At 63.3% G+C, this 23,681-nt stretch carries 20 protein-coding genes; 7 read left to right on the forward strand and 13 right to left on the reverse strand.

From position 1 onward, the window contains the following. Positions 1-73: 73 nt before the first annotated feature. The 9 genes from AC2FL1_RS12915 to AC2FL1_RS12955 form a co-directional block, all read right to left on the reverse strand. Positions 74-526 (reverse strand): cytochrome c-type biogenesis protein, encoded by a 453-nt coding sequence (locus AC2FL1_RS12915; RefSeq protein WP_496877205.1) that lies wholly within the window; start codon positions 524-526, stop codon positions 74-76. Continuing rightward, positions 523-2,487: a heme lyase CcmF/NrfE family subunit gene (locus tag AC2FL1_RS12920; RefSeq protein WP_496877206.1), complete on the reverse strand. Its 1,965-nt coding sequence runs from the start codon at positions 2,485-2,487 to the stop codon at positions 523-525. The genes AC2FL1_RS12915 and AC2FL1_RS12920 overlap by 4 nt, the downstream gene beginning before the upstream one ends. Before the next feature lie 75 nt (positions 2,488-2,562). Continuing rightward, positions 2,563-3,141: a holin family protein gene (locus AC2FL1_RS12925; protein WP_496877207.1), complete on the reverse strand. Its 579-nt coding sequence runs from the start codon at positions 3,139-3,141 to the stop codon at positions 2,563-2,565. After that, the gene (locus tag AC2FL1_RS12930) at positions 3,132-3,743 is read right to left on the reverse strand and encodes a holin-associated N-acetylmuramidase (RefSeq protein WP_496877208.1); all 612 of its coding nucleotides are present in this window, start codon (positions 3,741-3,743) and stop codon (positions 3,132-3,134) included. Before AC2FL1_RS12930 ends, AC2FL1_RS12925 begins: the two co-directional genes overlap by 10 nt. A 132-nt stretch (positions 3,744-3,875) precedes the next feature. After that, complete coding sequence (ccmE, locus tag AC2FL1_RS12935; RefSeq protein WP_496826078.1) at positions 3,876-4,319, reverse strand: cytochrome c maturation protein CcmE; 444 nt, start codon at positions 4,317-4,319, stop codon at positions 3,876-3,878. A gap of 7 nt (positions 4,320-4,326) precedes the next feature. Beyond that, a complete protein-coding gene (gene argC, locus AC2FL1_RS12940; protein ID WP_496826080.1) occupies positions 4,327-5,355 on the reverse strand; it encodes an N-acetyl-gamma-glutamyl-phosphate reductase in 1,029 nt (342 codons plus the stop codon). A gap of 90 nt (positions 5,356-5,445) precedes the next feature. Beyond that, a complete protein-coding gene (gene murI, locus AC2FL1_RS12945) occupies positions 5,446-6,255 on the reverse strand; it encodes a glutamate racemase (RefSeq protein ID WP_496877209.1) in 810 nt (269 codons plus the stop codon). A gap of 8 nt (positions 6,256-6,263) precedes the next feature. Continuing rightward, complete coding sequence (locus AC2FL1_RS12950; protein WP_496877210.1) at positions 6,264-7,142, reverse strand: lysophospholipid acyltransferase family protein; 879 nt, start codon at positions 7,140-7,142, stop codon at positions 6,264-6,266. Positions 7,143-7,222: 80 nt separating this feature from the next. Then, on the reverse strand, positions 7,223-10,642 hold the full coding sequence (locus tag AC2FL1_RS12955) for an indolepyruvate ferredoxin oxidoreductase family protein (protein ID WP_496877211.1): 3,420 nt from the start codon (positions 10,640-10,642) through the stop codon (positions 7,223-7,225). A gap of 171 nt (positions 10,643-10,813) precedes the next feature. Between AC2FL1_RS12955 and AC2FL1_RS12960 the strand changes: the two genes are divergently transcribed. The 6 genes from AC2FL1_RS12960 (at position 10,814) to grxD (ending at position 18,462) form a co-directional block, all read left to right on the forward strand. Continuing rightward, positions 10,814-11,719, forward strand: a complete 906-nt coding sequence (locus AC2FL1_RS12960) for a LysR family transcriptional regulator (protein WP_496877212.1) — start codon at positions 10,814-10,816, stop codon at positions 11,717-11,719. A 298-nt stretch (positions 11,720-12,017) separates the two neighbouring features. Continuing rightward, the gene (locus tag AC2FL1_RS12965) at positions 12,018-14,273 is read left to right on the forward strand and encodes a mechanosensitive ion channel domain-containing protein (protein ID WP_496877213.1); all 2,256 of its coding nucleotides are present in this window, start codon (positions 12,018-12,020) and stop codon (positions 14,271-14,273) included. Positions 14,274-14,277: 4 nt separating this feature from the next. After that, positions 14,278-15,438: a BamA/TamA family outer membrane protein gene (locus AC2FL1_RS12970; protein WP_496877214.1), complete on the forward strand. Its 1,161-nt coding sequence runs from the start codon at positions 14,278-14,280 to the stop codon at positions 15,436-15,438. 83 nt (positions 15,439-15,521) lie between these two features. Then, a complete protein-coding gene (gene purL, locus AC2FL1_RS12975) occupies positions 15,522-17,681 on the forward strand; it encodes a phosphoribosylformylglycinamidine synthase subunit PurL (RefSeq protein ID WP_496877215.1) in 2,160 nt (719 codons plus the stop codon). A 119-nt stretch (positions 17,682-17,800) separates the two neighbouring features. Next, positions 17,801-18,037 carry a BolA/IbaG family iron-sulfur metabolism protein gene (locus AC2FL1_RS12980; protein ID WP_234144012.1) on the forward strand — a complete coding sequence of 79 codons (237 nt, stop codon included), beginning with the start codon at positions 17,801-17,803 and terminating at the stop codon, positions 18,035-18,037. 62 nt (positions 18,038-18,099) lie between these two features. Beyond that, positions 18,100-18,462 carry a Grx4 family monothiol glutaredoxin gene (gene grxD / locus AC2FL1_RS12985; protein WP_234144010.1) on the forward strand — a complete coding sequence of 121 codons (363 nt, stop codon included), beginning with the start codon at positions 18,100-18,102 and terminating at the stop codon, positions 18,460-18,462. 128 nt (positions 18,463-18,590) lie between these two features. On the opposite strand, the gene AC2FL1_RS12990 is transcribed toward grxD, so the two are convergent. Both AC2FL1_RS12990 and AC2FL1_RS12995 read right to left on the reverse strand, forming a co-directional pair. Next, a complete protein-coding gene (locus AC2FL1_RS12990; protein ID WP_234183386.1) occupies positions 18,591-18,986 on the reverse strand; it encodes a cell division protein ZapA in 396 nt (131 codons plus the stop codon). After that, positions 18,986-19,825, reverse strand: coding sequence for a hypothetical protein (locus AC2FL1_RS12995; protein ID WP_496877216.1), 840 nt, complete (start codon positions 19,823-19,825; stop codon positions 18,986-18,988). Before AC2FL1_RS12995 ends, AC2FL1_RS12990 begins: the two co-directional genes overlap by 1 nt. Before the next feature lie 266 nt (positions 19,826-20,091). On the opposite strand from AC2FL1_RS12995, the gene tkt reads away from it, so the two are divergent. After that, positions 20,092-22,116 (forward strand): transketolase, encoded by a 2,025-nt coding sequence (gene tkt, locus AC2FL1_RS13000; protein ID WP_496877217.1) that lies wholly within the window; start codon positions 20,092-20,094, stop codon positions 22,114-22,116. 139 nt (positions 22,117-22,255) lie between these two features. Here the strand turns inward: tkt and AC2FL1_RS13005 are convergent, their stop codons facing one another. After that, the gene (locus tag AC2FL1_RS13005) at positions 22,256-22,720 is read right to left on the reverse strand and encodes an Lrp/AsnC family transcriptional regulator (RefSeq protein ID WP_496826098.1); all 465 of its coding nucleotides are present in this window, start codon (positions 22,718-22,720) and stop codon (positions 22,256-22,258) included. An 82-nt stretch (positions 22,721-22,802) separates the two neighbouring features. Then, a complete protein-coding gene (gene hutC / locus AC2FL1_RS13010) occupies positions 22,803-23,504 on the reverse strand; it encodes a histidine utilization transcriptional repressor HutC (RefSeq protein WP_496877218.1) in 702 nt (233 codons plus the stop codon). Between the last annotated feature and the right edge of the window lie 177 nt (positions 23,505-23,681).

Here is a 23,681-nt window from a genome sequence, read left to right on the forward strand (position 1 = left end):
AGAGACCCCCGGTTGGATGCTGATGCGCCGCAAACTGGCGCAAGTTGACGTGTTGGGAAAGCGAAACCGCGCGTCACTCTTCCAGAATACGGCGCAGGCGCTCCTGCTCTTCGGGGTTGAGAGCCGTTTCGGTCGCGGGTGCCGCCGTGGCCCGCCCGCGCACAAAACCCCAGCCCATGCCCGCCGCCGCCAGCAGCATCAGGGGACCGGCCAGCCAAAGCAGCCAGTTGGCCCCCGTGGTTGTGGGTTTCAGCAGCACGTATTCGCCGTAGCGGTCTACGATATAGGCCACCGCCTGTTCGTCGGTATCCCCCGCCACCAGCCGTTCGCGCAACAACAGACGCAGGTCGCGGGCCAGCTCGGCATTGGATTCGTCGATGCTCTCGTTGCGACAGACAAGGCAGCGCAGCCCCTCACTCAGGTCCCGCGCGCGGGATTCGAGCGCGGGATCGTCCAGCACCTCGTCAGGCTGCACCGCCCAGAGCGGCGCCGCGATCAGCGACAGGATCAAGATCAGGCGTTTCATTCCGCGGGCACCCCGCTGGCCGGTGCCTTGCGCGCGCCCGCCGCCACCCGGAAGCGCCGGTCGCTGAGGCTGAGCGCACCGCCAAGTGCCATCAGGATGCAGCCGCCCCAGATCCAGTTGGCAAAGGGCTTGATATAGGTCCGTATGGTCCAGCCGCCGTCATCCTGCTGGTCGCCGATCACAACATAGACATCGCGCAGAATACGATAGTCGATCGCCGCCTCGGTGGTGGGCATGCGCGCGACCGGATAGTCGCGCTTTTCGGGGTGCAGCGTGTCGATTGCGCGGCCCGCCTTTTCCAGCCGGACACTGCCCATGGTCGATATATAGTTGGGCCCCTGCACCCGCTCGACCCCGTCGAGCGTCAGGGTGAACCCGCCCACCTCGAAAGGTTCGCCGAGACGGGCGACGCGGATATCCTCGACCTCCCAGGCCATCAGCCCGGCAATCGCGAACATGGTGACACCCAGACCAGAATGGGCCACTGCCTTGCCCCAGTCGGCGCGCGGCAAACGGAACAGCCGCGCCACGCTGCCGCCGCGCCCGGTGCGGCTCCACAGATCGACAATGGCGCCGAAGGTGATCCAGACCCCCAGGAACAGGCCCACCGGACCCAGCGCGCTGCGCCCGGTCTGCAGCACCCAGACCAGGATCGCCAGCGCCAGCGCCAGCACAAAGGCATAGCGCAGGCTGTGCGCCACCCGCCCCAGCTTGCCGCGTTTCCACGGCAGCATGGCGCCCAACGGCAACACCACACCCAACGCCACCATGAACGGGGTAAAGGCCGCGTTGAAGAACGGCGCCCCAACCGAGAGTTTGCGGTCAAAGAACATCTCGGCCAGGATCGGCCAGAGCGTGCCGAAGAACACCACAAAGGCCGACACCGCCAACAGGATATTGTTGAGTACCAGCGCGCTTTCCCGGCTCACCATGGAAAAGACGCCCTTGGCCTCCATCGCCTGCGCGCGCGCGGCAAAGAGCGTCAGCGCGCCACCGGTAAAGAGTCCCAGAATGATCAGGATGAACACCCCCCGCTCGGGGTCGTTGGCAAAGGCATGCACGCTGGTCAACAGGCCCGAGCGCACAATGAAGGTGCCGATGAGCGAGAAGCCAAAGGCAAGGATCGCCAGCAGGATGGTCCAGCTTTTCAACGCCTCGCGCTTTTCCACCACGATGGCCGAATGCAGCAAGGCAGCGGCCAGTAGCCAGGGCATGAAGCTGGCGTTTTCCACAGGATCCCAGAACCAGAACCCGCCCCAACCCAGTTCGTAATAGGCCCACCACGAGCCCAGCGCGATCCCGATGGTCAGGAAAATCCAGGCCGCCAGCGTCCAGGGCCGCACCCAGCGGCCCCAGGCGGCATCGACGCGCCCCTCGATCAGGGCAGCCACGGCAAAGGAAAACGCCATGCTCAGGCCGACATAGCCGAGATAGAGGAACGGCGGATGGAAAGCGAGGCCCGGATCCTGCAACAGCGGGTTCAGGTCCTGCCCGTCAAAGGGCGGCACCGCAAGGCGCAGAAACGGGTTCGAGGTGAACAGGATAAAGGCAAAGAACGCCACCGCGATCGCCGATTGCACCGCCAGTACACGGGCCTTGAGCGTCGGCGGCAGACCACCGCCAAACCAGGCCGCCATTGCGCCGAACAGGGTGACGATCAGCACCCAGAGCAGCATGGAGCCCTCGTGATTGCCCCATGTGCCGCTGATCTTGTACAGCATCGGTTTGGCCGAATGGCTGTTCAGCACCACCAGCCGCAGCGAGAAATCCGAGGTCACAAAGGCCCAGACCAGCGCCGCAAAGGCAAAGGCGGTCAGCAGAAACTGCGCCCCCGCCGCCGGTTCGGCCAGCGCCATCCAGCCGGGCCAGCGTTTATGGGCTCCGATCATGGGAACGACCATCTGCACGATGGCGACCATGAAGGCGAGGATGAGGGCGAAGTGACCGAGTTCCGTAATCATGACCCGAGATATAGACCCCGGCCCCGGCACCGCCAATCCCTTTCGCCGGGATCGGCGGCGCATAGTGTCGCGCCGTCAGGCCCGTTTCAGGCGGCGCCACTCCTCCAGCGCAGGGTTTGCTTCGGGTGTGGACGCCGCCAGCGCCGTTTCCACATCGGTGCCGGTGTCGGCCACGCCGGGGCTGTCATGGCGCAGGGCGCGCAGGGTTTGGATATTCTCGACCGCCTGCGGTACGCGGGCCATCGTGGCGGCCAGATCGCGCTGGAAATCCTGTGTCTTGGCTTGATGCCGGGCGCCGAAGTAGAACGACACGATGACGCCCAGCAGCCACCAGAGCGGTTCGGGCACCAACGCCAAGCCCTGCATTCGTTCGCCGAACCAGATCGGATCGGCCATCGCCGCGATGAACAGGCCCAGCGTCCCCAGTGCCAGCGCGGGGCGCGGCAATCGGTTCAGCCCGTCCATGAACCGGTCGAACCCGCCGCGCCGGCGCTGCGCGAATTCGGCCGCGAACTGGTCCAGCGCGCCCATCTGTACCTGGGTCGCGCGCGCCGCCCCTGCCTCGGCATTCTCGCGAAACACCTCGACCGTTTCGCGCACCGCGTTGCGACCACCGCCAAACAGCATCCCCAACAGATCGCCGATCAGTCCCATCCCGAAACCCTCCGCTGAAACTCTGCATCGCTCAGGCGGTACTCAGGCGCCATGAATTCCTCGGCCCGCTTGATCCAGCCACCCTTGACGCCCGCGCGGGTGCGGGCGTATTTGCGGCTGGCCGGGCGCCGGTCGGCGAGGCGAAAGTAATAGTTGCGCCGCGCCACCCCATAGGCATCGCGCAGCGCATTGGGGCGCGGCACCGCCGCATCCTGCGCCGCGCGCAGGGTCTGCGGCCCGATTGCGCCGTCCACCGCCACCTCATAACCCATGTCACGCAGCAGCCGTTGCAGAATCTTGACCGCATTGCCGCCCGCGTTGACATACATGTCGAACAGCGAGGCTTGCACCGCCTCGGGCATCTCGCCGATCCTCGGGCGGGCAAAATAGTGGGTCAGGAATAACTCGACCGCCTGCTCCCGGCTCAGCGCCCGCACATCGGCCACATCCACCACGCCGTCACCGGTCACATCCAGCCCCAGCCGCCGCATCGTGTGGATGGTCACCCCGAAATTGGTCGCCCCGCCCGGATCGTCGGGATCGTTCACGAATCCGCCCTCTCGTGCCACGATCTCCTGGGCGATCTGCCTTACCGTCTGCATTGGTCTCGACCTCCATCAGAACCGCCCTGATGAGGCCGAAAAAGAGTTAATCCCGCGAAACAGCAAAGGGCGCCGCTTGCGCAACGCCCCTGTCTTCATTCCGCCTGAAATACTCCCGCCGGAGGCGCCTCGTCAGCTGTCTGGCGCCTGATAGACGCCCTGCTCCTTGAGCGCGTCCATGACCTCTTTCGGCATATAGGTCTCGTCATGTTTGGCAAGGATTTCCGAGGCTTCAAAGACGCCATTCACGTAACGCCCGGTTCCGATCATGCCCTGGTTCTCGGCAAAGAGATCGGGCAGCACACCGGTAAAGACAACCGGCACGCTGGCGCCGCCATCGGTCACCGAAAAGCGCACAGTCTCGCCCTGTCCCCGCACGAGGGTGCCATCCTCGACCAGCCCGCCGATGCGAAAGGTCTCGCTGGGCTGCGGCGGTTCGGCGATGATGTCGCTCGGCGCCCGGAAGAAGTTAATGCCGTCGCGCATGGCATAGCCGATCAACCCCGTCGCCAGAACCAGAGCGACAGTCGCCAGTATGATCACCTGGATACGTCGTTGTTTCTTCAGCGATTTCATCTCGTCCTCACGGGAATAGCGGGGCCATGGTCAGCCCGGTGGTCTCTGTTTCACCTAACATCAGGTTGGCGTTCTGCAAGGCCTGGCCACTGCTACCTTTTGTCAGGTTATCCAGCGCCGCGATCACGATGGCCCGGCCCGCGATGCGATCCCCCGTCACCCCAATATGGCAATGGTTCGAGCCGCGTACATGATGGGTCGAGGGTGTCTCGCCAAAGGGCAGCACATGCAGGAACGGTTCGTCCGCATAGGCAGCCGCCAGCGTCTGATGCACGGTTTGCGCATCGCCGCGCACATAGGCGGTGGCCAGGATGCCCCGGTTGGCGGGGATCAGATGCGGGGTAAACTGCACCTGCACCGGACGCCCCGCCAGCGCCGAGAATTCCTGATCGAACTCACCCAGATGCCGGTGGGTGCCACCCACCGCATAGGCGTTATAGCCCTCGCTCAACTCGGCATGCAGCAGGTTCTCTTTCAGGCTGCGCCCCGCGCCGGACACCGCGCATTTCAGGTCGAGGATGATCTCGTCCAGGTCAATGACACCGGCGGCGATCAGCGGCCGCAGCACATATTGCCCGGTGGCCGCGTTGCAGCCTGTTCCCGCCACCAGCCGCGCGGTGCGGATCTGCTCGCGGTAGAACTCGGTCAGGCCATAAACCGCCTCGGCCTGCTGTTCCAGCGCAACGTGTTCGTTGCCATACCATTTGCGATAGGCCTCGGGGTCGCGCAGCCGGAAATCGGCGCTCAGATCGACGATCTTGAGCGTTGAAGGCAGCGCGCGGATCACCTCCTGGCTGGTCTTATGCGGCAGCGCGCAGAAACAAAGGTCGATCCCGGCAAAGTCGATCTCGTCGATCTTGCACAGCACCGGCAGGTCCAGATGGCGCAGATGCGGGAACACCTCAGCCATGCTCTGCCCGGCCTTGCGCTCGCCCGACAGGGCGACGATCTCCATGTTCGGATGTTCGGCGATCAGCCGGATCAGTTCGGCCCCGGTGTAACCGCTGGCGCCCAGAATTGCGATCTTGTGGGTCATGTCAGACCTCTTCTCAACTGTGGTTTCGTCGCATCGCGACTGCCCCGCATGGGGCATAAGACGGTGAGGCAGCGCGCGCCTTGACCGAAGTCAGGCGGCGGCAAAGGTGATCTGTCGTCGCAGGAACTGGGTCGCGCGATTGCTGACGGTGCCGGGCTTGCCGGTGGTCAGATACCCCGCCGCGCCGCTGCCGCGCATGTTCGGATGACGCTCCAGGTAATCGGCCAGGCTGTCGGCCACCAGATTGCCCTGGCTGAACACCCGCACATCGGGGCCCAGTGCGTCCTGAAAGATAGGCTCCATCAGCGGATAATGGGTACAGCCCAGGATCGCCGCCTGCGGATAAGGCATTTTGCGTTTCAGCGCGTCCACATGGCTGCGCACCAGCGCCTCTGCCAGGATCAGGTCGCCCTCTTCGATGGCATCGACCACCCCGCCACAGGCCTGCGCCTCGACATCCACACCGATGGCACGAAAGGCCAGTTCGCGTTGGAACGCGCGGCTGGCCACGGTGGCGGGCGTGGCGAACAGGGCGACGTTCTTGACCTCGACCTCGCGCGGGGGGCTGTTGTCACCCCATTGCCGCTCGGTCAGTGCCTCGATCAGCGGCACGAACACGCCCAGCACCCGTTTGCCCGGCGGCACGCCCTCTTCCTGCATCCGGCGCAGCGCGGCGGCGCTAGCAGTGTTGCAGGCCAGGATCACCAGATCACAGCCCCGGTTCCACAGATCATGTACCGCCGCGCGGGTCAGTTGAAAGATATCCTCGGGCGTGCGAACCCCATAAGGCGCATGCGCGCTGTCGGCATAGTAGAGGAACTCTACATCCGGCAACCGTTTCTGCGCCGCTTCCAGCACGGTCAGACCACCCAGGCCCGAATCGAATATCCCTACTGCCATCTTTCCCTTCAGGCGCGATGCCGTTCCTCGAATTCGTAGCCGTAGTCATAGGACTTGAGCGGCGTCGGAGACAGCTCATACGTCGCCTTGCGCAGAAAATCCATCATCTTGCGCGTGTCCCGCGCCAAGGGGTTCAGAATGTCGCGCCCGATGGGCTGGCCCACCACCACCCGCACGGGCGTATCCACCCGTTTGCGGAATTCCTTGATCAACAGGCCCATGCGCAGGGTTGCATGAAGGTGGCTCGCGATCTGGAACAACCGGCTGGTATGGCCGTCAAAGAACACCGGTACCACCACCGCGTTGGATTTCGCCACCATTCGCGCGGTAAAGCCGCGCCAGCCCGGATCCATCGGATGCGAGAACGGATGCAGCCCGGTCGAGACGGTGCCGCCTGGAAAAATGCCGATCGCACCACCCTGCCCCAGATAGTTCAACGCCTGTCGGCGGGTGTCGATGTTCAATTGCATGGCCTCGCGGGTGTCGTCGAACGAGATCGGCAGGATGATCCGGTTGATATCCTCGGCCTTGCGGAACACGCGGTTCGCGATGATGCGGAAATCTCCCCGTGTCTGAGACAGAATATGCCCCATCATCAGCCCGTCGAGGATACCATAAGGGTGATTGGCGATCAGGATCAGCGGGCCGTCCTGAGGAATATTCGCCAACTCTCCGCCCACCACATCCAGTGTCAGGCCATATCGCTCGGCCATCACCGCCCAGAAATCGCGGCCCCGGGCCACTTCGCGTTCGTATCCCTGCGCCCGCCGGATCAGGCCCAGGCGTCCGGTGGTGTTCTCCATCAGGCGGATCACCGCCCGTCCTCCCCTGGTCGCGGCGGAATGGGCATAGCTGATATCGCGGGCGATATGGCGCTGTGCGGTCATGAACGGCTCCGAAAAAAACTGCCCCTGAAATAGGGGCAGTCCTGGATTTTGCATAGAGCTTGTAACAGCGAAATGACGCGTTATTCTGCCGCTTTTGCCAGTTCCGGCCCGCCATCACGGATCACCGACAAGAGTTCCTCGCGCCGCTTGGCGGCCTTGGCCTCGTTTGCCAGTTTCACCGGGCCAAAGCCGCGAATTTCCAGCGGCAACCGTGCCAGCGCCACGATGGCATCGCGGGTACGTGTGTCGAGTTTCGGCAGCACCTCGCGCATGTCCTTTTCATATTGCCGGATCAGCGCCCGCTCCATCTTGCGCTCGGCGGTATAGCCGAACAGGTCGAGTGGCGTGCCGCGCAGCCCCTTCATCCGCGCCAAAAGCTTGAACAACCCCAGCCATCGCTCGGAAAACTCGCGCTTTTTCGGGCGACCATCCGCATCCTTGCCGCCCAGGATCGGCGGTGCCAGATGCAGGGTCAGCTTCAGATCACCATCAAACTCGGCCGCGGCCTTGTCGCGGCTGTCGAGCAGCAGGCGCGCCACCTCGTATTCATCCTTGTAGGACAAGAGCTTGTGATAGCCCTCGGCCACCGCCGCGCGCAGATCACCGTCCTCGATCCCGTCGACCAGCTTGCGATAGCGCTTGGCCAGACGCGCGCCCTGATAGGCGGTCAGGTGTTCGGCGCGATAGGCGATCTTGTCCTCGGGCGATTTCGGCAGTTCGACCACGCCGGGCCGGATCAGATGCGCGGCCTCGTCCGGGTGCAGCACTGCCCAGCGGCCGATGTCGAACGCGCGCTTGTTGCGTTCGACCGCGGCGCCGTTCAGTTCGATCGCCTGCATGATGGCCTCGTGGCTGACCGGCAGCAGCCCGCGCTGCCAGGCGGCGCCGAACACCATCATGTTGGAATAGATCGAATCGCCCATCACCGCGCGCGCCAGCTCTGATGCATCGAACAGGTCGAGCCGCTCTTTCAGCCGCGCCTCCAGCGCCAGGCTCAGCCGGTCGGCGGGGATGGTGAATTCGGTGTTGCGGGTGAAATCACCGGTGATGATTTCGTGGCTGTTAACCACCGCGCCGGTGGTGCCGGTGCGGGTCAGGCCCAGTGTCTTGGCACCGGCACTGACCACAAGGTCACCACCGATCAGCGCATGCGCCTCGCCGGTGGCGACGCGGATGGCGCTGATATCCTCGGGTCGGTTGGCAATGCGGCAGTGGATATGTACGGCGCCGCCCTTTTGCGCCAGTCCCGCCATTTCCATCATGCCCGCGCCCTTGCCGTCGATCTGGGCGGCCTGCGCCAGTACCGCACCGATAGTCACCACGCCAGTGCCGCCAACGCCGGTGATCACCACGTTATGGGTGCCGGTGATGGCGGGCAGGTTCGGCATCGGCAGATGCGGCAGGTCGATCTCGGCGGTGGCCTCCTTGCGGATCTTGGCCCCCTGCACCGTCACGAAGGACGGGCAGAACCCTTTGACGCAAGAGAAATCCTTGTTGCACGAGGATTGGTCGATCGCGCGTTTGCGGCCCAGTTCGGTTTCCTTGGGCACGATCGAGACACAGTTCGACTGAACTCCGCAATCGCCGCAGCCCTCGCAGATATCAGTGTTGATGAACACCCGCTTGTCCGGGTCAGGGAAGGTGCCGCGCTTGCGGCGGCGGCGTTTCTCGGCGGCGCAGGTCTGGATATAGACGATGGCACTGACGCCCTCGATCTCGCGGAACCGCTTTTGCACCTGCATCAGTTCGGCGCGCTCGTGGAACGGTACGCCCGAGGGGAACTGCGACCGGTCCACGTCTTCCTTGTCGTCATAGACAACGGCCAGTTCCTTGATCCCCATCGCCTTCAGCTCGGCCACGATGCGGGGCGCGGTCAGATCGCCCTCGTTCTCTTGCCCGCCGGTCATTGCGACCGCATCGTTGAACAGGATCTTGTAGGTGATGTTGGTACCAGCCGCCAAGGCGGCGCGGATCGCCTGCACGCCGGAATGGTTATAGGTGCCATCGCCCAGGTTCTGGAACACGTGGTTGGTCTTGGAAAACGGCGCCTCGCCGATCCAGTTCGCCCCTTCACCGCCCATATGGGTGAACCCTTGGGTGTTCCGGTCCATCCACTGCACCATGTAGTGACAGCCGATCCCGGCATAGGCGCGGCTGCCATCGGGCACCTTGGTCGAGCTGTTATGCGGGCAACCCGAGCAGAAATACGGCAGGCGCGACGCGATTTCCTGCGCGTTGTCGTTGCGCCGGGCATCGGCCAGCGCATTCAGGCCGGCGCGGATCCCATCGGTTTCGCGCCCCTCTTCGATAAAGATCGCGCCCAGTTTCTCGGCGATCAGGATCGGGTCCAGCGCACCACGGGTCGGGAACAGTTCCTCGCGGTGCATGGCGCCAGCGCCACCCTTGTACCAGCCATAAACGCGGCGGCCCTGACGGTCGTCAAAGATGGCTTCCTTGACCTGCACCTCGATCAGCTTGCGCTTTTCCTCGACGATCACAACCAGATCGAGATCTTCGGCCCAGTCGTGGAAGCTCTGCATGTCCAGCGGAAAGGTCTGGCCGATCTTGTAGGTGGTGATGCCCAGCCGCTCCGCCTCATTCTCGTCGATGTTCAAGAGCGACATCGCATGCACCAGGTCGAGCCAGTTCTTGCCCGCCGCCGCGATGCCGATCTTGGCGCCCGGCTTGCCCCAGACCCTCTTGTCCATCCGGTTGGCGCGGCTGAACGCCTCGGCGGCAAAGCGTTTATAGTCGATGATCCGCCCCTCTTGCAGGTGCGGCGTGTCACCCAGTCGAATGTTCAGCCCGCCTTCGGGCATGTCGAACGCGGGGGTCACCAGTTGCACCCGATCAGGTCGACCATCCACGACCGAGGTCACCTCGATTGTGTCCTTCATGGTCTTGAGACCCACCCACAAGCCCGAGAACCGGCTGAGCGCATAGCCGTAGATGCCGTAATCGAGGATCTCCTGCACACCCGCGGGGCTGACCACCGGCATATAGGCATCGACCAGCGCCCATTCCGACTGGTGCAGCACGGTCGAGCTTTCGCCGGTGTGGTCGTCACCCATCGCCATCAGAACGCCGCCATGTTTGGCGGTGCCGGCCATGTTGGCGTGGCGCATCACGTCGCCCGAACGGTCCACTCCCGGACCCTTCCCGTACCAAAGGCCAAAGACACCGTCATATTTGCCGTCACCGCGCAGCCCCGCCTGCTGGCTGCCCCACAACGCGGTAGCCGCCAAATCCTCGTTCAGGCCGAACTGAAAGGTAACATCGGCGGCATTGAGCTGTTTCTGCGCCCGGCTCATTTGCAGATCGACCGCGCCCAACGGCGAGCCGCGATATCCGGTGACCAGGCCCGCCGTGTTCAATCCGGCGGCAGTATCGCGCGCCTTCTGCATCAACATCAGGCGAACCAGGGCCTGGGTGCCGTTCAGCAGCACCGGGCTCTTCTCCAGATCGAACTTGTCGTTTAGCGTGAGTTTGGGTTGGCTCATCAGACGTCTCCCCTGCGCCGGATCGGCTTGTCAGTGATGCCCGAATATAGGTCATAATTGCTGACCTGCATAGGTGGTTTTTTCGCCTTCACGCGCAGTTATACACCGTTCCTTGTGGAAATTGTCATGTGTTTCATATAGGTCGTCGGGCGCATAAAGAAAGTTGCGGATATGGACTGGGACAAGCTTCGGATATTTCACGCGGTTGCCGATGCGGGCAGCCTGACCCATGCGGGCGACCGTCTGAACCTGTCGCAATCGGCGGTCAGCCGTCAGATCCGCGCGCTTGAGGAATCGTTGAACGCGACGCTCTTTCACCGCCATGCGCGCGGCCTGATTCTGACCGAACAGGGCGAGCTGTTGTTTGACGCCACGAAATCCATGGCCAAGCGCCTGGATGCCGCCGCCGCCCGCATCCGCGACAGCGAGGAAGAAGTGTTCGGCGAATTGCGCGTCACCACCACCTTTGGCTTTGGCACGCTCTGGCTCGCGCCGCGCCTGACCGCGCTCTATCAGAAATACCCCGATCTCAAGGTCGATCTGATGCTCGAGGAGCGGGTGCTGGACCTGCCCATGCGCGAGGCCGACGTGGCCATCCGCATGAAAGAGCCCAGCCAGGCCGATCTGATCCGCAAACGGTTGATGACCGTCGAGATGAAGCTTTATGCCACCCGCGCCTATCTCGACTCTGCGGGCACCCCGCATGACATCAGCGATATCAGCGAACACCGGCTGATCTGTCAGAACACCAACGCCGCCCAGGTTGGTGCAAGCGTGGTGCTGGCTCAGCACCTGCTGGCCTACAACCCCTCGTCGCTGCTGACGGTGAACAACTATTTCGGCGTGCTTCAGGGTGTGCTGCACAATCTGGGCATCGGCGTCCTGCCCGACTATGTGACACAGGATTTCCCCGACCTCATCCATGTCCTGCCCGATATCAAATCAGCCCAGGTACCGGTTTATCTGGCCTATCCCGAGGAACTGCGTCACTCCCAACGGGTGGCGGCGTTCCGCGATTTTGTTCAGGAAGAGATCATCGCCCATCGCAAACAGCTGAAAGAGCTGGGGATTCTCTGATTTTGGCGAGCCATGCAACAATTGCATAGCCGAAATGCTGCACCTGCGACATCAAAGTTCTTGAAGAAACGCCCCATGCCTCCTAAATCAGCACTCGAAGGCGATGATGCTTAGACGCTCGTCACTTTCATACCTCCCTGTTGGACTATGGCCGAGCTTAGTGCTCGGCCTTTTTTTTGTCTTTCGCCCGGAATAGCTCTCCGTTCCGATGATGCTCTCTCTATTCGGATGATACTGTTTGTAATCACGCCAACGCAGGGTAGAAACGAAACATACAAAGAATACACGAGGGCAATTAATGAAACCGCTATTCAAGGTGCTGGCCCTGCTGGCCGCCCTGTTCTGTATATCCGTCCCGTTGGCGGCCCAGGTTCCGGTGCCCTCGGGCAGCGCGGCGGCAACCACGCCCACAGTTCCCGACGACTTGACCCCCGACCAGGTCGACGATCTGGTCGCGCGCCTGTCCGACGATCAGGTCCGCGCCCTGCTGCTGGAACGGCTGGATGCCGTAGCGCAGGCCAGCCAGGAAAAGCCCGAACCGCGCAAGGGGCCCATCGCCCAGGTCGGTGATGCGGCCAAGGCGCTGGTCGCCTCGTGGCTGGATGCCCTGCGCAAGGTGCCGCTGCTGGTGACGAAACAGGGCGAAGCTCTGTCGAATTTCGCAAACTCGCTGGGCAGCGCCGGCATCGCCACCCTGTTCGGTTACACCCTGTTGGCCCTTGCAATCGGCTTCGCCGCCGAAAAGCTGGCGGTCTATGTAACCCGCTCGTGGATCAAGGCTGACCCCGCTGCTGCTTCGGACGACCTGCGCGGCGCGGTCAGCTATCTGTTCCGCCGGTTCTGCCGCGAGGTTCTGGGGCTGGTCGTGTTCTACTACACCCTGGTCTTTGTCGGACGCCGCCTGCTGGAGCCCGAACAGATTGCCTATGCGGCTCCCTTCGTGCTCTACCTGATCTGGCTGCCGCGTCTGGGGGCCGCGATCTCGCGCTTTATCCTGGCACCGAACCGGCCCGATCTGCGGCTTGTCAATGCAAATGACTACTGGGCGCGCTATCTGCATCGCAACCAGATCGGCCTGTTCCTGCTGATCGGATTTACACTTTTCATCGTCACCTTCAATAATCTGAACGGCGTTGCGATGGGTGATATGAGGCTTGGGTTCTGGCTGAACAGCTCGATCCACATCTATATCGCGCTGATCGCCTGGACTGCGCGCAGCGGCCTGATCGAAATGATGCGCGGTAATGATCCCGACCGCACCGAGTTCGACGAGAAGGTCGCCAACTACTACCCCTATTTCGCCATCGCCGTCTCGGCCGCTGTCTGGCTGATCGTCGAATACTTCGTGGCGATCCGCGACATGGCGGTCCTGGCCAATGTGGGCGCGGGCGCTCATTACGTGACCATGTTCTGGCTGCTGATGGCCCCGGCCATTGACACCCTGATCCGGGGGCTGGTGCGGCATCTGCAACCGCCGATCATTGGCACCGGCGCCATCGCCGAACAGGCCTATCGCGCCACCAAGCGCAGCTATATCCGAATTGGCCGGGTTCTGGCCGGGGTCTTTGTCGTTCTGATGATCGCCAATGCCTGGCAGATCGACCTGCGCAACGTGGCGGGTGCCGGTTCTGATGTTGGGGGTGCGGTCATCCAGTTCCTGATCATCGTTGCCGTAGGCTACATTCTGGACGAGCTCATCTCGCTCTGGATCAACCGTCGCCTGGCAAAGGAACAGACCGCGATAGACCAAAGCCCCGACGAGGAAGCGGGCGAAGGCGGTGGCGCCGGAGGCTCGCGCCTGGTGACTGTCCTGCCCTTGCTGCGCGTCACGGCACAGGTCGCCATCGCGGTGATCTTTGGCCTCTTGGCGCTGGGGGCGCTCGGGCTGGACATCACGCCGCTGCTGGCCGGTGCCGGGATCCTCGGCCTGGCCATCGGTTTCGGTGCCCAGAAGCTGGTCGCCGATATCGTGGGCGGGGTGTTCTTCCTGATCGACGACGCGTTCCGCGTGGGCGAGTATGTCGATGTGGGCGGTACCACCGGCACGGTCGAGAAAATCTCGATCCGCTCGATGCAGCTGCGCCACCATCGCGGCCCGGTGCACACGATCCCCTATGGCGAGATCGCCAAGCTGACCAATTTCAGCCGCGACTGGGTGATCATGAAGCTGAAGTTCACCGTGCCCTTCGACACCGATCCCAACAAGGTCAAGAAGATCTTCAAGAAGATCGGCGCCGAGATGATGGCCGACCCGACCCATGCGGAAGGCTTCCTGCAACCTTTCAAATCGCAGGGCGTGTTCGATTTCGACGATGTCGGCATGATCATCCGGGGCAAGTTCATGGCCAAGCCCGGCAAGCAGTTCACCCTGCGCAAGGAGATCTTCAACAAGGTCAAGGCCGAGTTCAAGGCCAACGGCATCGACTTTGCCCGCCGCGAGGTGCGCGTGGCCATCCCCGGCCTTGACGACGCCGAACATATGACGCCCGAGCAGAAATCGGCGGTTGCCGCCGCTGCTAGCCAGGCCGTCAACGAACAGACCCAGGGTGAATAGGCCCATGAAAAGGCCCGGCGACAGGCGCGGCAATGTGGGGCTTTGGCACCCGCTTTGCGCGCTTGCCGCCGGGCTGTTGCTGTGTCTCTGGTCGGCGCCGCAAGCGGCCGCGCAGGCCGGCAAGTCCACGCTGGAAACCGAGGTCGGCCGTTTCACCTCGGTCGAGGACAAAGAGCTGCCCGGATTTCGTCGGGGCTCCTTTGTGGTCGCGCCGATCCCCTTTTCCAACCCTACGATTGGTTCGGGGTTGGTATTGGGGGCCGGCTATCTCTTTACTCTCGACCCTGACTCGAAACCCTCGATGATCGGCATCGGGGCGCTGAGATCGGACAATGGCAGCGAAGGCGTGGGGCTTGCCGGCAATTTTGCCTTTGACGGCAATCGCTGGCAGATTGAAAGCCTCTATGCCCGCGCCAATCTGAACTATGACCTTTATACAGGGATCGGCCAGCTACCGATCCGCCAGAAAGGAGAGCTGGCACGGGTGAGCCTGTCCTATGGCTTTACCCGGCAGTTCTCGGCGGGCCTGTCGCTGCGCTATCTGGATACCACGATCGACCTGGCCCGCCCCGGCACGCCACCGCTGCCGCCGCCGTTCAACCGGTTCACCTCGATGCGCATAATCAGTCCCGGCCTCGTCGCCAGCCTCGATACGCGCGACGACACCATCTATCCGACCCAAGGCGCGCTGATCGACTTCGAAGCCACGCGCGGGCTCACGCTCGAGGGCGTGACGGGCGATTATTCCCGCGCCTATCTCAACCTCGCGGTCTATCACAAGCCCTGGAAAGGGGCGGTGCTTGCCGCCGCCGCCTCGGTCTGCGGGGCCAGCTCTGACACGCCTTTTTTCGATCTCTGCTCGCTGGGCGGCACGGACGGGTTCCGGGGCTATTCGGTTACTGAGTTTCTTGACCAGCGCTCTGCCTCGCTCCAGGTCGAGTTGCGCCAGCGCTTGGGAAACAGGCTGGGCGTCGTGGCCTTTGGCGGGGTCGGCACCACGGGGCGCCGCTTTGCGGATTTTTCACTCGGCACCGTGCGCTCGGCCTGGGGGATCGGGGCGCGCTATCGCCTGTCGCGCAAGTTCCCGCTGGATTTCTCGGTCGATCTCAGCAGCAACCAGACGGGCGAGGACTTGCTCTATATCTACGTCGGTCAAAGGTTCTGAACGCTGCGCCCTCTTGCCCCTTCCCCCCGCCGCGACCTTGCCCTAAAAGGCGCGCAACATCGGCCAGCTTGGGGACACCACAAATGCAAGAGCCCACAATCACTCCGGACCTGATCGCCGCGCACGGGCTGAAGCCCGAGGAATACGACATGATCCTCGAGATCATCGGGCGCGAACCGACCTTTACCGAGCTTGGCATCTTCTCGGCCATGTGGAACGAGCATTGTTCCTACAAATCCTCCAAGAAATGGCTGCGCACCCTGCCCACCAGCGGTCCGCAGGTGATCTGTGGCCCGGGCGAGAATGCGGGCGTGGTCGATATCGGCGACGGTCAGGCAGTGGTTTTCAAGATGGAGAGCCACAACCACCCGTCCTATATCGAACCCTATCAGGGCGCGGCCACCGGCGTGGGCGGCATCTTGCGCGATGTGTTTACAATGGGCGCGCGCCCCATCGCCTCGATGAACGCGCTATCCTTTGGCGAGCCTTCCCATCCCAAGACCCGGCAGCTGGTCAATGGCGTGGTCGAAGGCATCGGCGGCTATGGCAACTGTTTCGGGGTTCCTTGTGTGGGCGGCGAGGTGCGCTTTCACCCCGCCTATAACGGCAACTGCCTTGTGAACGCCTTTGCCGCCGGTTTGGCCGACAGCGACAAGATCTTCTACTCCGCCGCCTCGGGCGTTGGCATGCCGGTGGTTTACCTCGGCGCCAAGACCGGGCGCGACGGCGTCGGCGGCGCCACCATGGCCAGCGCCGAATTTGACGACACGATCGAGGAAAAGCGCCCCACCGTGCAGGTGGGCGACCCGTTCACCGAGAAACGCCTGATGGAGGCGACGCTGGAGCTGATGCAGACCGGCGCCGTGATCTCGATCCAAGACATGGGCGCCGCGGGCCTGACCTGCTCGGCCGTGGAAATGGGCGACAAAGGCGGTCTGGGCGTGCGTCTGGACCTGGAAAACGTGCCCCAGCGCGAAGAGAACATGACCGCCTACGAGATGATGCTGTCGGAATCCCAGGAACGGATGCTGATGGTATTGAAGCCCGAGCTTGAGGCCGAGGCGCGCGCCGTATTCGAGAAATGGGATCTGGATTTCGCCATCGTGGGTGAAACCATCGCCGAAGACCGCTTTCTCATCATGCATCATGGCGAGGTGAAGGCCGATCTGGTGCTGTCGAAACTGTCGTCGACCGCCCCCGAATACGACCGCCCCTGGGTGCCGACCCCGGCGGCCGAGCCGCTGGCCGAGGTGCCCCAGATCGACCCGGTCGACGGGTTGCGCGCGCTGCTGGCCTCGCCCAATTATGGCGGCAAGCAGTGGGTCTATGAACAATATGACACCATGGTCATGGCCGACAGCGCCCGCACGCCGGGTCTGGGCGCCGGGATCGTGCGCGTGCACGGCACCGACAAGGCACTTGCCTTTACCAGCGATGTGACGCCCCGCTATGTGCGCGCCAACCCCGAGGAAGGCGGCAAGCAGGCGGTGGCCGAAGCCTATCGCAACCTGACCGCCGTTGGCGCCCGACCGCTGGCCACCACCGACAACCTGAATTTCGGCAACCCCGAAAAGCCTGAGATCATGGGCCAGTTCGTCGGTGCCATCAAGGGGATCGGCGCCGCCTGTGCCTCGCTGGACATGCCGATCGTCTCGGGCAACGTCTCGCTTTATAACGAGACCGACGGCGCCGCGATCCTGCCCACCCCCACCATCGGCGCCGTGGGCCTCTTGGCCTCGACCGACGAGATCATCGGCAAGGAAGTCCGCGAGGGCCATGTGGCGCTGGTCGTGGGCGAAACCGCGGGACACCTGGGACAATCGGCGCTGCTGGCAGAGGTGTTCAACCGCGAGGACGGCGACGCGCCCCACGTGGATCTGGACGCCGAACGCCGCAACGGAGAGTTCATCCGTGCCAACCGTGCATTGATCAAGGCCTGCACCGATCTGGGCGATGGCGGGCTTGCGCTGGCGGCGTTTGAACTTGCCGAAGGCGCCGGTGTCGGCCTGCATCTGGACGACGCCCCGACCGAGATCCTGTTCGGCGAGGATCAGGCCCGCTATCTGGTCGCCTGCAATTTTGATCAGGCCGAGGCGCTGATGTCGGCAGCGGCGCAGGCGGGCGTGACGGTCACTTCGGTCGGCCGCTTCACCGGCGACACCGTGCGCATCGGCGGATCCGAGGCACCGCTGGCGGATTTGGCCGCCACGTTTCGGTCGAGCTTTGCCGCCGCCGTGGCCTGAGCCGGGCGGACAGACCCAAGCGCGCCCAAGGGTGCGCTTTCATCGCAGTGTCTTCGGGGTGACTTGCGCGCCCCGGTCCGGCGCTCTACATCTGGTCCAAGACATCTGGAGTATATCGCATGGCCATGGAAGCCCATGAAATCGAGGCGCTGATCCGCGCCAGTTTTCCCAAGGCAAGGATCACCATCACCGACCTCGCTGGCGACGGCAATCACTGGGCCGCCGAAGTGGTGGACGAGAGCTTTCGCGGCCAGAGCCGGATACAGCAGCAGCGCGCCGTCAACGCGGCAGTGAAGCCCGAAATCGACAGCGGCAAACTGCACGCGCTGGCCCTGACCACCAAGGCGCCCGAATAGGCCTTCGGGCGCCGGAATCAGACAGTTCTGCCACACCATGTGGCACAGAAGGAAACGCATCAATGACCGACGCAAAGACCCGTATCGACGAAACCGTCAAAGCCAACGATGTGGTGCTCTACATGAAGGGCACCAAGGAAATGCCGCAATGCGGGTTTTCCAGCCGCGTGGCCGGCGTGCTCAACTACATGGGCGTTGCCTATCAGGATGTGAACGTGCTGGCCGATGACGAGATCCGTCAGGGCATCAAGGACTATTCGGACTGGCCAACCATCCCGCAGCTTTATGTCAAGGGCGAATTCGTAGGTGGCTGCGACATCATCACCGAAATGACCCTGTCAGGCGAGTTGGATACGCTGTTCGAAGAGAACGGTGTCGCTTATGACAAGGACGCCGCCGACAAGATCCGCGCCGCCAACGCCTGAGCGCCCTTCCGGCAGGCGGTGACAAAGTCTTGAAAAGACTTTGTGAACAGGATTTCTGGGGAAATCCTGTTTGAAAAGCGCCCTTTGGGGCGCTTTTTCCAAGATATCCCAGATATCTTATCCCGGCCTCAGCCTGCCGTCTTTTCCTCTACCCGGTCAGCCAGCGCCTCGGCGCGGGCGGCCAGTTCGGCCAGCGTATCGGTGACCGAGGGTGGGATCACGGCCACTTCGACCCGCTCAGGTTCTGGAGCGGGGGCTGCTTTCAACGCTTCCAATTCGGCCTCACACTCGGCCAGTCGGGCCTCGACCACCCCGATCTTGTCCTCTACTGCGGCGGTCTTGTCGGCCAGCATCAGCCCAGCCATCAACAGCATCCGTGCCTCGGGCATCCGCCCGATCTGATCGGACAAAACCTGCGCCTCGTCATCCAGCATCTTGGCCGCCGAATGCAGAAAACTCTCCTCGCCCTCCTGGCAGGAAACCTCGAAGGCGCGGCCGCCGATATGAATGGTCACTTCGGGCATTACTCGTCCTCTCCTTCCGCCAGATTAGCCGATGACAGCAATGGCCCCAGCTTGCTCAGCACCGCTTGCACCTCGGCCGCGTCAGTTGCCCTCTGGGCCCGCAGCGCCTCCAGTTCGGCCAGCATCGCCGCGTTGATCAGATGCGGCTCGCCCACCCCGGCCTCGTTGGCGGCGCGCAGGTCAGACAGCGCCTTTCGCAACTGATCGTTGGCCTTGCGCAGCCTTTGCAGATCGCCATCCAGTCGCGACATCGCCGCACCATGGCTGACGCGTTCCGCCCGCAGCATCTCCAGTTCGGCACTCAGCTCCGAAACCCGCTCGGTCTGGCCCAGCTCGGCCTTCAGCGCCGCGCTCTCGGCGCGCAGTTCCTCGATCTCTTGCTTCAGCGGCGCCACGTCTTCGGCCGCGTCCATTTCGGCCTTGAGCGCGTCGATCTCGGCGCGCAACAACGTGCTCTGATCGTCCGCCTCCAGCGCCGCCTTGGCCTCGGCCAACTCGGCCCGGGCCGCCTCGGCCGCCATCAGCTTGGCGGTGGCCTCTGCCAGATCCGCCTTCAACCTGTCCAGCTCGTCGTCATCAGCGACGGCAGTCGCTTCCGCGGCCTCGGATTTCAATGCCTCGATCTCGGCGGCATGTTTGGCCTTGATCGATTTCAGCCGTTCCTGCAACTGCGCATTGGCCAGCCGTTCGTCTTCCAATGCGGCAACCAGATCGTTGTCGGTCTCGGCCGGTTCGGACGGGGGCGCTGCCTCCTGCGGCATCGCCAAGGCCTCGACCCCGGCTCCGATCCGCTCCATCGCGGCCGAAATGCGACTGTGCAGTTCCTCGATCTGGCTCATGCCCTCACCTTTGTGATGCGCGTGTTGTTTACGGCTTCTCTCTGCCCGGTCCCGACCGGCCCCTATGGGACCGACCGAATCGGATACCGGGATGAATAGCAGTAGTCTAACCAAATGACGGGGAAAATACCCCCCATCATTGCTTTCAACGACTTGTCAGCGGCTTCTGATGTAGATGCCCCCACGAAAACCCTGTTTGGCTTGAACTTTGAGGGGTGAGTGGTATTGAGCGCGCAATCCGCCCGAAACCCAAAGGATAAAGCCTCGTGGACCTGACTGCGCTGCGCACTGCGAACCCCGACCACTGGACCAAGGCCACCGCCATCCGCGCCCTGACGCTGGATGCCATCGCGGCGGCGAATTCCGGCCATTCCGGCATGCCGATGGGCATGGCCGATGTCGCCACCGTGCTGTTCGAAAAGCACCTGAAATTCGACGCCGCCAACCCAACCTGGCCCGACCGCGACCGGTTCATCCTGTCGGCGGGACATGGCTCGATGCTGCTCTATTCGTTGCTCTATCTCACCGGCAACCCCGAGATCACGCTGGACGAGATCAGGAACTTCCGCCAGATGGGCGCCAAGACCGCCGGCCACCCGGAAAACTTCCTTGCCAAGGGAATCGAGACCACCACCGGCCCGCTGGGCCAGGGCATCTCGAACGCCGTGGGCTTTGCCATCGCCGAGGAAATACAGCGCGCGCAATACGGCAAGAAGGTCGTCGACCATTACACCTATGTGATCGCCGGTGACGGCTGCCTGATGGAAGGCGTCAGCCAGGAGGCGATCGGCCTTGCTGGCCGGCTGGAGCTGAGCAAGCTGGTCGTGCTGTGGGACAACAACAACATCACCATCGACGGCACCGTCGATATCGCTGACCGCACCGACCAGGTCCGTCGCTTTGCCGCCTCGGGCTGGCATGTGATCGAGATCGACGGCCATGACCCGGCCGCTATCGACACCGCCCTGACCCAGGCCAAGGGTTCGAAAAAGCCCACGATGATCGCCTGCAAGACCCATATCGCCCTGGGCCATGCGGCACAGGACACCTCCAAGGGCCATGGCGCGCTCACCGATCAGGGCCAGCTTCTGGCCGCGAAAGAGGCCTATGGCTGGGCGCATGGACCCTTCGAGGTGCCTTCGGACGTGAAATCCGCATGGGAGGCCATCGGCAGCCGGGGTGCCGCTGAGCGCGCCGCCTGGGAGGCCCGCTTTGCCGAGCTGAGCGAGCGCAAGCAGGCCGAATTCACCCGCGCCTATGCGTTCGAGGCGCCCAAGAAGCTGGCCGGCGCCATCCGCGCGCTGAAAAAGCAGGTCTCGGAAGAGCAACCCAAATGGGCGACCCGCAAAAGCTCGGAAGAGGTGCTGAAGGTCGTGAACCCGATCATGACCGAAACCGTCGGCGGCTCGGCCGACCTGACCGGCTCGAACAACACCAAGACCGCCGATCTGGGTATCTTCCTGCCGGAAAACCGCAAGGGCCGCTATATCCACTGGGGTATCCGCGAACATGGCATGGCGGCGGCGATGAACGGCATGGCGCTGCATGGCGGTATCCGCCCCTATGGCGGCACCTTCATGTGCTTTACCGACTATGCCCGCCCGGCGATGCGCCTGGCCGCGCTGATGAAGATCCCCTCGGTCTTCGTGATGACGCATGACTCGATCGGGTTGGGCGAGGACGGTCCGACCCACCAGCCGGTCGAACACTTGGCAATCAGCCGGGCCACGCCCAACACCTATGTGTTTCGCCCTGCCGACACGGTGGAAACCGCCGAGGCCTGGGAACTGGCGCTGACCTTCCAGCAGAGCCCATCGGTGCTGTCGCTGACGCGCCAGAACCTGCCCACCCTGCGCACCGAGCACAAGGTCAAGAACCTCAGCGCGCAGGGCGCCTATGTGCTGGCCGACGCGAGCACGGGCAAACGTCAGGTGATCCTGATCGCCACCGGCTCCGAGGTCGAGATCGCCATGCAGGCCCGTGCGGCGCTGGAGGCCGAAGGGATCGGCACCCGCGTGGTGTCGATGCCCTGCATGGAACTGTTTGCCGAACAGGACGAAGCCTATCGCAAGCGCGTCCTGCCCGCGGGCCCCGTGCGCGTGGGCATCGAGGCCGCGGTTCGTGCCGGTGGCTGGGACCGCTGGTTGCTGGGCGAACGCGGGCGCGAGGCAAAGGCGGGTTTTGTCGGCATGACCGGCTTTGGCGCCTCGGCCCCCGCCGAAGAACTCTACGAGAAGTTCGGCATCACTGCTGCTGCAACTGTCGCGAAGGTCAAGGACCTGCTGGGCTGAGAGTGATCCGGAACTGAGACAGGGGCGCGGGTGACCGCGCCCCTTTTCCGTAGCGCAACGCCGCCGGAATTTCACAGAAATTCCGGCCCGGAAAACATGTGTTTTCCGTCCCGTTTTCTTTGCAAGAAAACGGCGCCGCTCAGATCGGCAGGCTGAGCGTCACCTTGGTCCGGTCCATCGCCACCGAGGTTCGGAAACGCCGGACATTCGAATCCTCGAAGAACAACCGATGGGTCAGCGCCTCGAAATCCTGCATGTCGCGGGCGGTGCAGATCAGGATGAAATCCGCCTCGCCGGTGACATAGTAACATTGCTGCACCTGCGGCTCGGCCTTGGCCCGCTTGCGAAACAGATCGAGCTGCTGGAGCGATTCCCGCTCCAGTTCGACCATCACCACAAAGGTCATCTTCCAATCGAACCCCGCCGGATCGAGAACGGCGATTTCCTTCTCGATCAAGCCTGCCTCACGCAGCCGTTTCAACCGACGCTGAACCGAAGGCACCGACAGCGCGCAGCGATGCGCCAGCTCTTCCAACCCCAGCCGGCAATCCTCTTGCAGGCTGCGCAGAATGGTCAGGTCGGCGGCGTCCAGGGGATGAGACATGGCAGTCCGGCTTTCTGATCGAATTGCGGCATTGGCCTTCCGGCTACCATGAAACCCGCCGAGATCCCATCATCGTATCGCGTCATAACATCGTGGTCATGCGATAGCCCGAATGGAACAGCAGCCGGGCATAGGTCACCGGCCGCTCGCCCAGCCAGGTCACGCGCTCCACCGTGAAATGGGCGTCGGTCTCGTTGCCACCCAGAAACTCGGCCGTTTCGCGGTTGCCCCGGCAGGCCGAGAAACTGAGCCGGATATCGGTGAACGGCACCTCTCTGACCAGCCATTCATTGGGTCCGGTCTGCGAGAAATCCTTGTGCCCCGCCTGTGGCACCGTACTCAGGTTGATCCAACGCTGTTCCAGCTGAAAGGGCCGCTCGTCGGCGTAATGCATGCAGACCAGATGCAAGACCCGGTCCTGCGCGGAAAGCCCCAGCTGAGCGCAGAGCCAGTTCGGCGCGGCCTCTTCGGAGCGGCTGACCAGCGCATAGCGATAGGTGGCACCTGTGCTCTCGATCTCTTCGCGCACCACCGGGATCGCGAAACGCGCCTGCCGGACCGGAGCCAGCTTGACCCGCGTGCCTGCCTTGCGCTTGCGCTCGACGATCCCCTCTTCGGCCAGTTCGCGCATGGCCCGGTTGACGGTTGCACGCGCGCAGCCATATTCCTCGGCCAGCGCCACCTCGCCCGGGAGCATCGCGCCCGGCGGCCAGGTATTGTCGCGGATCGCCGCCAGGACGCGGGCCTTGATCTGCTGATAGCTGACCCGCGTCTCCTCACCCATCTCCCCGCCCTTATATATCTGCGCAATTAGGAATTAACGTATACAAATTGGCGCGCGTGCTGAACAGCGCAAAAAGGGTAAGAAAGCACGCTGGCGCCCCGCATTATGACTGGACATAAAAATCTATTACTCATACATGTGAGGGGGCAACATCAGCCAGGTTTCCCCCATGACACT

Source organism: Ruegeria sp. YKSF070 (assembly GCF_059612725.1).